This window comes from Shewanella cutis (genome assembly GCF_022410515.1).
Classification (GTDB): Bacteria; Pseudomonadota; Gammaproteobacteria; order Enterobacterales; family Shewanellaceae; genus Shewanella; species Shewanella cutis.
Map to the genome: position 1 here is coordinate 21,548 of NZ_JACSDI010000029.1, position 10,046 is coordinate 31,593.

At 48.5% G+C, this 10,046-nt stretch carries 3 protein-coding genes, 2 tRNA genes and 2 rRNA genes; 6 read left to right on the plus strand and 1 reads right to left on the minus strand.

Going from position 1 to position 10,046, the window contains the following annotated elements:
- Nucleotide 1: 1 nt before the first annotated feature.
- Nucleotides 2-448 (minus strand): DUF721 domain-containing protein, encoded by a 447-nt coding sequence (locus H9J30_RS20665; protein ID WP_240132706.1) that lies wholly within the window; start codon nt 446-448, stop codon nt 2-4.
- A gap of 27 nt (nt 449-475) precedes the next feature.
- On the opposite strand from H9J30_RS20665, the gene H9J30_RS20670 reads away from it, so the two are divergent.
- The 6 genes from H9J30_RS20670 to H9J30_RS20695 all read left to right on the plus strand — a co-directional run bounded on the left by H9J30_RS20670 (nt 476) and on the right by H9J30_RS20695 (nt 9,832).
- A complete protein-coding gene (locus tag H9J30_RS20670) occupies nt 476-1,375 on the plus strand; it encodes a M23 family metallopeptidase (RefSeq protein ID WP_240132707.1) in 900 nt (299 codons plus the stop codon).
- 61 nt (nt 1,376-1,436) lie between these two features.
- Nucleotides 1,437-4,163: a preprotein translocase subunit SecA gene (secA, locus tag H9J30_RS20675; protein WP_240132708.1), complete on the plus strand. Its 2,727-nt coding sequence runs from the start codon at nt 1,437-1,439 to the stop codon at nt 4,161-4,163.
- A gap of 701 nt (nt 4,164-4,864) precedes the next feature.
- Nucleotides 4,865-6,390: ribosomal RNA gene (locus H9J30_RS20680) — 16S ribosomal RNA — on the plus strand.
- Nucleotides 6,391-6,460: 70 nt separating this feature from the next.
- Nucleotides 6,461-6,537 (plus strand) — tRNA-Ile (locus H9J30_RS20685).
- A gap of 137 nt (nt 6,538-6,674) precedes the next feature.
- Nucleotides 6,675-6,750 (plus strand) — tRNA-Ala (locus H9J30_RS20690).
- 274 nt (nt 6,751-7,024) lie between these two features.
- A 23S ribosomal RNA gene (locus H9J30_RS20695) occupies nt 7,025-9,832 on the plus strand.
- The 16S and 23S rRNA genes sit together here with 2 tRNA genes alongside, the layout of an rRNA operon.
- The last annotated feature ends 214 nt before the right edge of the window (nt 9,833-10,046 follow it).

Below are 10,046 nucleotides of genomic sequence, written 5' to 3' on the forward strand. Positions count from 1 at the left end.
TTTACTTATTACGGCTGGCCAAATTGGCCAGCCGTTTTAGTTTTTCGCCTAGTGTCCCGCTCACATTTTCTGCAAGCGCAGCAATGTGTTCCGCAGCAGCAGGACTGAGTTGCTTATGCGACTGTTTCGGCTTTGCGTCATACAATGCTAATCTCGGGTTGACTTTAACTTCAATTGCGGTAAGGATTGGGAGCGTTTCTGTTTGAAGCTGTGCGAGTAGCTTCTGCTTTTGGAAATTAATTCGTGCGGCCCACGCTGCCGAAGTGGTTTCAACCACAAGAACACCCTGGCGGAAGTTAGCGACTTTCAGCTGCTCCGCAACAGGACCTGCGACAATCTGCTTCACGTGCTGATCCAGATATAAAAGTAGTTCCGCTTTCTCAGCTATGTCGGGTAATGTGCCTGACTGGTGTAGTAATTGGCTGAGATCCTGAGGGGGCTTTTTCATATGATAATAAGATGGCTGAATTAGGCTATGAGTGTAACAGTATTTATTCAAGGTCGGAATGGCGTCACGCGCTGGCAACCCAGTAAACGCTGGTTGATCCTTCCCATGCTATTGTTAGCTACTGGTGCCGGTATTTATCAACACAACTCTGCTAAGTTTGAAAATCAGCAAGCCAGTGTCGATAACGATCGGATCCAACGCGAGCAACAAAAGAAGCAAGTCTTAGAGCTAAAAAGTGCCACAGAGTCCCAGCTAGCGATGCTGGCGACCCATGTTGCACGCATGCAAGCTAAAATCACCCGTCTCGAGGCCTTAGGTCAACAAGTCGCTAAACAAAACAAATTAGATGAAGACTTTGATTTCTCATCTGAAGTTGGGGTTGGTGGTTTAAGTGAATTAGGTTCGAATATCGAAATTAGTCAGCTTATCGAAGATATGGATAAACTGGCGTCACGAATTGACAACAATAATGTTCAACTATCACTACTTGAAACAGTGTCATCTAACCACCATATAGATGCTGAACGTTATGTATCAGGGCTCCCACTCGATAAAGGTTGGTTATCGTCGCCCTACGGATTACGTAATGACCCTTTCAACGGTCGTCGAACCATGCACAAAGGGATCGATTTTACCGGTCGGGAAGGGGCTAAAGTTGTCGCGACTGCAGCAGGCGTGGTGACTTGGGCTGGGAATATGTTTGGTTATGGCGAATTGGTCGAAATCGACCATGGTAACGGTTTACGTACTCGCTATGGCCATAATAAAGCTTTGTCAGTAGCTGTAGGTGATGTGGTCGCAAAAGGCGATACCATCGCCAGTATGGGAAGCACTGGGCGCTCAACAGGGGCTCATGTGCATTATGAAGTGTTGCGTGGCGGACAGCAGATAGATCCACAAAAGTTTGTCTACCGCAAAGCAGGTTAATTGAAACAATTGGCTTCTAGTTTCCATCATGGACTTGGCCTACAGAAAATAAGTGATTCAGATGTTTGGTAAATTACTGACAAAAGTATTTGGTAGTCGCAACGACCGTACCCTCAAAGGGTTACAGAAAGTAGTTAATAAGATTAATGCGCTTGAAGCCGATTATGAAAAATTAACCGATGAACAACTCAAAGCGAAAACCGCTGAATTTCGTGAGCGTTTGGCGGCAGGTGCTTCATTAGACAGCATCATGGCGGAAGCGTTTGCGACGGTGCGTGAAGCGTCAAAGCGTGTGTTCGAAATGCGTCATTTCGACGTGCAGTTGCTTGGTGGTATGGTGCTTGATAGTAACCGCATCGCTGAAATGCGAACCGGTGAAGGTAAAACTTTAACCGCAACTCTGCCTGCCTATTTAAATGGCTTAACTGGCAAAGGTGTTCACGTTATTACCGTCAACGATTACTTGGCGCGCCGTGACGCGGAAAACAACCGTCCATTGTTCGAATTCTTAGGCTTAACAGTTGGGATCAACGTTGCAGGCCTTAGCCAGCAGGCGAAAAAAGACGCCTATAACGCAGATATTACCTACGGTACCAACAACGAATTTGGTTTCGACTACCTACGCGATAACATGGCGTTTTCGCCACAAGAGCGTGTTCAACGTCCATTGCACTATGCACTGATCGACGAGGTCGACTCAATCCTTATCGACGAAGCGCGCACACCATTGATTATCTCTGGTGCTGCGGAAGACAGCTCTGAGCTTTACATCAAAATCAACACACTGATCCCCAATCTTATCCGTCAAGATAAGGAAGACTCTGAAGAGTATGTCGGTGAGGGGGACTACAGCATCGATGAAAAAGCCAAACAAGTGCACTTCACCGAACGCGGCCAAGAGAAGGTTGAAAACCTGCTGATTGAACGAGGTATGTTGGCCGAAGGCGACTCACTTTACTCAGCTGCTAATATTTCGCTACTGCACCATGTAAACGCAGCACTGCGCGCTCATACCCTATTTGAACGTGATGTGGACTATATCGTTCAAGATGGCGAAGTGATCATCGTTGATGAACACACTGGTCGTACAATGCCTGGTCGTCGCTGGTCTGAAGGTTTACACCAAGCCGTTGAAGCCAAAGAAGGTGTTCGTATCCAAAACGAAAACCAAACCCTGGCATCGATTACCTTCCAAAATTACTTCCGTTTATATGAGAAGTTAGCTGGTATGACGGGTACGGCCGACACAGAAGCATTTGAGTTCCAACACATCTATGGGCTAGATACTGTCGTCGTGCCAACCAACCGTCCAATGGTCCGTAAGGATATGGCGGATTTAGTTTACTTAACCGCTAATGAAAAGTATCAAGCGATTATTAAAGACATTAAAGACTGCCGTGAACGTGGCCAGCCTGTGCTGGTGGGTACGGTTTCTATCGAGCAATCTGAACTGTTAGCGCGCTTAATGGTAAAGGAAAAGATCCCGCACCAAGTACTTAACGCTAAGTTCCATGAAAAAGAAGCCGAAATTGTTGCCCAAGCGGGTCGTACTGGCGCTGTGACGATTGCTACTAACATGGCGGGTCGTGGTACCGACATCGTGTTAGGCGGCAACTGGAACATGGAAATCGATGCCCTCGAAAATCCAACACCAGAGCAAAAGGCTAAGATCAAGGCCGATTGGCAAGTACGTCATGATACGGTGGTTGCTGCCGGTGGTTTACATATTTTAGGTACAGAGCGCCATGAATCTCGTCGTATCGATAACCAGCTACGTGGTCGTGCGGGTCGTCAAGGTGATGCAGGTTCTTCACGTTTCTACCTTTCTATGGAAGATAGCTTAATGCGCATCTTCGCCTCGGATCGTGTCTCCGGCATGATGAAGAAACTGGGGATGGAAGAAGGCGAAGCGATCGAACATCCATGGGTTTCCCGTGCGATTGAAAACGCTCAGCGTAAAGTTGAAGCACGTAACTTTGACATTCGTAAGCAATTACTTGAATTTGATGACGTCGCTAACGATCAGCGCCAAGTGGTGTACGCCCAGCGCAACGAGTTGATGGATGCTGAAAGTATTGCGGACACAATTCAAAACATCCAAGACGATGTGATCAGCGCCGTGATCGATCAATACATTCCGCCACAATCAGTGGAAGAGTTATGGGATGTTCCTGGATTAGAGCAGCGTCTACATCAAGAGTTTATGCTGAAACTGCCAATTCAAGAATGGCTCGATAAAGAAGACGACTTACACGAAGAAAGCCTGCGCGACCGTATTATCACTTCTTGGTCAGATGCTTATAAAGCGAAGGAAGAGATGGTCGGAGCCTCAGTATTACGCCAATTCGAAAAAGCAGTGATGCTCCAAACCCTCGATGGCTTGTGGAAAGAGCACTTAGCGGCAATGGATCATTTACGCCAAGGTATCCACTTACGTGGCTACGCACAGAAGAATCCAAAGCAAGAGTATAAGCGTGAGTCTTTTGAACTGTTCCAACAATTGCTTAATACGCTGAAGCATGACGTGATTAGCGTGTTATCTAAAGTTCAAGTTCAAGCTCAATCGGATGTGGAAGAGATGGAAGCCCGTCGTCGCGAAGAAGATGCCAAGATCCAACGCGACTACCAGCACGCTGCTGCAGAAACATTAGTTGGTGGGGATGATGGTAACGACGAGATCATGGCGCACACACCAATGATCCGCGATGGCGATAAAGTGGGCCGTAACGATCCTTGTCCTTGTGGCTCTGGCCGTAAATATAAGCAGTGTCACGGTAAGCTAAGCTAATTCAATACGTGAACTCATTCTAAAAGGCGACTGTGATAGTCGCCTTTTTCATTCCTATTAAAGCCAGATACAGATCATTGAATTTTTCAGTATCCAGATAGAGCCAATCAAAATCTGCAGCATTCTTATCAGGTAAGTAATCCTTAGTTCAAAAATGAATCAGCAAAAGATCGTTTTGTGGATAACTTAGGGGATAATTAGTGGGTACTTTGTGACTAACTGAAACTATTGAAAAAAGATCGAAAAAATACAAAAAAGCCCTTGCACAAAAAGTTTCGCTGCCTATAATGCGCATCCACTGACACGGCAGACAGCGATACGCAGTTGCAAGTGCCAGTTCATCGAGTGATTCACTCCTTGATGAGCGAAAAGAAAGTTTTAAAAACTACTTGACGCAAAAATGGGAATGCGTAGAATACGCAGCCCTGACCCGCTGAAATCACTTGTGATAATGCGAAGGTCAATGCTCTTTAACAATTTATCAAGCAAATCTGTGTGGACACTCACAGGTGTTGAGTTAATCGAAATTACTCTGCCGTTTGGCGAGTAATCAAAATTTAAATCAATGAATGAGTGTTCATAGCAATATGTACATACAGTAATGTATGAATTGAAACGCGATGCTTTTTAGTGAGCAAAGCGAATCAAAACAGTAGAATTCATTGAGCCGCTGAAGTCGCAAGACGGAAGCAACAAAACTTTAATTGAAGAGTTTGATCATGGCTCAGATTGAACGCTGGCGGCAGGCCTAACACATGCAAGTCGAGCGGCAGCACAAGGGAGTTTACTCCTGAGGTGGCGAGCGGCGGACGGGTGAGTAATGCCTAGGGATCTGCCCAGTCGAGGGGGATAACAGTTGGAAACGACTGCTAATACCGCATACGCCCTACGGGGGAAAGGAGGGGACCTTCGGGCCTTCCGCGATTGGATGAACCTAGGTGGGATTAGCTAGTTGGTGAGGTAATGGCTCACCAAGGCGACGATCCCTAGCTGTTCTGAGAGGATGATCAGCCACACTGGGACTGAGACACGGCCCAGACTCCTACGGGAGGCAGCAGTGGGGAATATTGCACAATGGGGGAAACCCTGATGCAGCCATGCCGCGTGTGTGAAGAAGGCCTTCGGGTTGTAAAGCACTTTCAGTAGGGAGGAAAGGGTATCTGTGACGTTACCTACAGAAGAAGGACCGGCTAACTCCGTGCCAGCAGCCGCGGTAATACGGAGGGTCCGAGCGTTAATCGGAATTACTGGGCGTAAAGCGTGCGCAGGCGGTTTGTTAAGCGAGATGTGAAAGCCCTGGGCTCAACCTAGGAATCGCATTTCGAACTGACAAACTAGAGTCTTGTAGAGGGGGGTAGAATTCCAGGTGTAGCGGTGAAATGCGTAGAGATCTGGAGGAATACCGGTGGCGAAGGCGGCCCCCTGGACAAAGACTGACGCTCATGCACGAAAGCGTGGGGAGCAAACAGGATTAGATACCCTGGTAGTCCACGCCGTAAACGATGTCTACTCGGAGTTTGGTGTCTTGAACACTGGGCTCTCAAGCTAACGCATTAAGTAGACCGCCTGGGGAGTACGGCCGCAAGGTTAAAACTCAAATGAATTGACGGGGGCCCGCACAAGCGGTGGAGCATGTGGTTTAATTCGATGCAACGCGAAGAACCTTACCTACTCTTGACATCCACAGAAGCCAGTAGAGATACAGGTGTGCCTTCGGGAACTGTGAGACAGGTGCTGCATGGCTGTCGTCAGCTCGTGTTGTGAAATGTTGGGTTAAGTCCCGCAACGAGCGCAACCCCTATCCTTATTTGCCAGCACGTAATGGTGGGAACTCTAGGGAGACTGCCGGTGATAAACCGGAGGAAGGTGGGGACGACGTCAAGTCATCATGGCCCTTACGAGTAGGGCTACACACGTGCTACAATGGCGAGTACAGAGGGTTGCAAAGCCGCGAGGTGGAGCTAATCTCACAAAGCTCGTCGTAGTCCGGATTGGAGTCTGCAACTCGACTCCATGAAGTCGGAATCGCTAGTAATCGTGGATCAGAATGCCACGGTGAATACGTTCCCGGGCCTTGTACACACCGCCCGTCACACCATGGGAGTGGGCTGCAAAAGAAGTGGGTAGCTTAACCTTCGGGGGGGCGCTCACCACTTTGTGGTTCATGACTGGGGTGAAGTCGTAACAAGGTAGCCCTAGGGGAACCTGGGGCTGGATCACCTCCTTACCTATACGACTAACTCGATGTTTGTTGAGTGTTCACACAGATTTGCTTGATAGAAGATAGAGTAAAAGATGGGTCTGTAGCTCAGCTGGTTAGAGCGCACCCCTGATAAGGGTGAGGTCGGTGGTTCAAGTCCACTCTGACCCACCAATCCTTCCTTCTCAGCGTTGGAAAGTGACTCGTTTAGTGAACTAAACATCGCCACTGTCCGCCTTGATAAGAAACGATTGGCAAACCAATCCTTTAAGAGGTTTGGAACATCTTATTTACTCGCACTGCATGTAAATGGGGCTATAGCTCAGCTGGGAGAGCGCCTGCCTTGCACGCAGGAGGTCTGCGGTTCGATCCCGCATAGCTCCACCATTTACTGCATTATGGTTAGAGATGCCAAAGATAAACTGAAAAATTATCTTTGGCTTTTTTAAGCCCGCTCTTTAACAATTTGGAAAGCTGATAGTAATTAATACAATGATGTCTGTCGTTGTGTTAATACGAAAAAAATTGAGTTCTTAAAACACTTTTTAAGTGTCTTGAATATTCAAGTCTAAGGCGAGTCCATCTTCTTGGTCGAAGATGAGACAAGTAAAACCAGCTGGTCGCAACAGCGCAAGTGATGTGAAACTCATTTGGGTTGTATGGTTAAGCGACTAAGCGTATACGGTGGATGCCTTGGCAGTCAGAGGCGATGAAGGACGTAGTAACTTGCGAAAAGCGTTGGCGAGCTAGTAACAAGCATTTGAGCTAACGATGTCCGAATGGGGGAACCCGGCCGCATAAGCGGTCATCATTAAGTGAATACATAGCTTAATGAGGCAAACGAGGGGAACTGAAACATCTAAGTACCCTTAGGAAAAGAAATCAACCGAGATTCCCCTAGTAGCGGCGAGCGAACGGGGATTAGCCCTTAAGTCAGAGGGGTGTTAGTGGAATGGTCTGGAAAGTCCAGCGGCACAGGGTGATAGCCCCGTACACGAAAACTAACCTTTGATGAAAACGAGTAAGGCGGGACACGTGATATCCTGTTTGAATATGGGGGGACCATCCTCCAAGGCTAAATACTCCTGACTGACCGATAGTGAACCAGTACCGTGAGGGAAAGGCGAAAAGAACCCCTGTGAGGGGAGTGAAATAGAACCTGAAACCGTATACGTACAAGCAGTGGGAGCGGTTCTTGAGACCGTGACTGCGTACCTTTTGTATAATGGGTCAGCGACTTACGTTTTGTAGCGAGGTTAAGCGAATAGCGGAGCCGTAGGGAAACCGAGTGTTAACTGCGCGTTTAGTTGCAAGGCGTAGACCCGAAACCCGGTGATCTAGCCATGGGCAGGTTGAAGGTTGAGTAACATCAACTGGAGGACCGAACCGACTAATGTTGAAAAATTAGCGGATGACTTGTGGCTGGGGGTGAAAGGCCAATCAAACCGGGAGATATCTGGTTCTCCTCGAAAGCTATTTAGGTAGCGCCTCGAGCGAATACCATTGGGGGTAGAGCACTGTTAAGGCTAGGGGGTCATCCCGACTTACCAACCCTTTGCAAACTCCGAATACCAATGAGTACTACTCGGGAGACAGACGGCGGGTGCTAACGTCCGTCGTCAAAAGGGAAACAACCCAGACCGTCAGCTAAGGTCCCAAAGTGTATGTTAAGTGGGAAACGATGTGGGAAGGCTTAGACAGCTAGGATGTTGGCTTAGAAGCAGCCATCATTTAAAGAAAGCGTAATAGCTCACTAGTCGAGTCGGCCTGCGCGGAAGATGTAACGGGGCTAAACATACCACCGAAGCTACGGGTGCATTTCATTAGAGATGCGCGGTAGAGGAGCGTTCTGTAAGCCGTTGAAGGTGAAGGGGTAACCCACACTGGAGGTATCAGAAGTGCGAATGCTGACATGAGTAACGATAAAGGGGGTGAAAAACCCCCTCGCCGAAAGACCAAGGGTTCCTGTCCAACGTTAATCGGGGCAGGGTGAGTCGACCCCTAAGGTGAGGCCGAAAGGCGTAATCGATGGGAAACAGATTAATATTTCTGTACTTCCGCTAACTGCGATGGAGAGACGGAGAAGGCTAGGCTAGCGCGGCGTTGGTAGTCCGCGTTTAAGGTGGTAGGTGGGTGACTTAGGCAAATCCGGGTCACTATACACTGAGAGCTGATGACGAGTCCCCAAGGGGATGAAGTAGTTGATGCCATGCTTCCAGGAAAATCTTCTAAGCTTCAGGTTAGCGGGAATCGTACCCCAAACCGACACAGGTGGTCGGGTAGAGAATACCAAGGCGCTTGAGAGAACTCGGCTGAAGGAACTAGGCAAAATGGTACCGTAACTTCGGGAGAAGGTACGCTCCTGTTGGTGATGAGACTTGCTCTCTAAGCTGACGGGAGTCGCAGATACCAGGTGGCTGCAACTGTTTATCAAAAACACAGCACTGTGCAAACTCGCAAGAGGAAGTATACGGTGTGACGCCTGCCCGGTGCCGGAAGGTTAATTGATTGGGTTATCGCAAGAGAAGCTCATGATCGAAGCCCCGGTAAACGGCGGCCGTAACTATAACGGTCCTAAGGTAGCGAAATTCCTTGTCGGGTAAGTTCCGACCTGCACGAATGGCGTAATGATGGCCACGCTGTCTCCAGCCGAGACTCAGTGAAGTTGAAATTGCGGTGAAGATGCCGTATACCCGCGGCTAGACGGAAAGACCCCGTGAACCTTTACTATAGCTTGGCACTGAACATTGACCCTACATGTGTAGGATAGGTGGGAGACTGGGGTAAGGACAGTGCCTGGTGGGTAGTTTGACTGGGGCGGTCTCCTCCCAAAGAGTAACGGAGGAGCACGAAGGTTGGCTAAGTACGGTCGGACATCGTACGGTTAGTGCAATGGCATAAGCCAGCTTAACTGCGAGACAGACACGTCGAGCAGGTACGAAAGTAGGTCATAGTGATCCGGTGGTTCTGAATGGAAGGGCCATCGCTCAACGGATAAAAGGTACTCCGGGGATAACAGGCTGATACCGCCCAAGAGTTCATATCGACGGCGGTGTTTGGCACCTCGATGTCGGCTCATCACATCCTGGGGCTGAAGTCGGTCCCAAGGGTATGGCTGTTCGCCATTTAAAGTGGTACGCGAGCTGGGTTCAGAACGTCGTGAGACAGTTCGGTCCCTATCTGCCGTGGGCGTTGGATGATTGAGGGGAGTTGCTCCTAGTACGAGAGGACCGGAGTGAACGAACCGCTGGTGTTCGGGTTGTCATGCCAATGGCATTGCCCGGTAGCTATGTTCGGAATCGATAACCGCTGAAAGCATCTAAGCGGGAAGCGAGCCCCAAGATGAGTCATCCCTTGGACTTTAAGTCCACTAAAGAGCCGTTCGAGACTAGGACGTTGATAGGTCAGGTGTGTAAGCGTTGTGAGGCGTTGAGCTAACTGATACTAATGACTCGAGAGGCTTAACCATACAACCCAGATGGGTTTTGCTAAGACTTAGCTTGAATATGAACACTTAAGAAGTGGTACTCAAAACAGCTTTCTAAATTAACGAATAAAGGTTAATTACGCAAGTAATTGTACGGCAGACAAAGCCGTGACGAGCGAAGGGCGGAGTGTACGGAAGTACGTGAGCACTGGAGTGAGGAAACAATGCCGTCAGACGTAGAATTAACCAGTAAGAA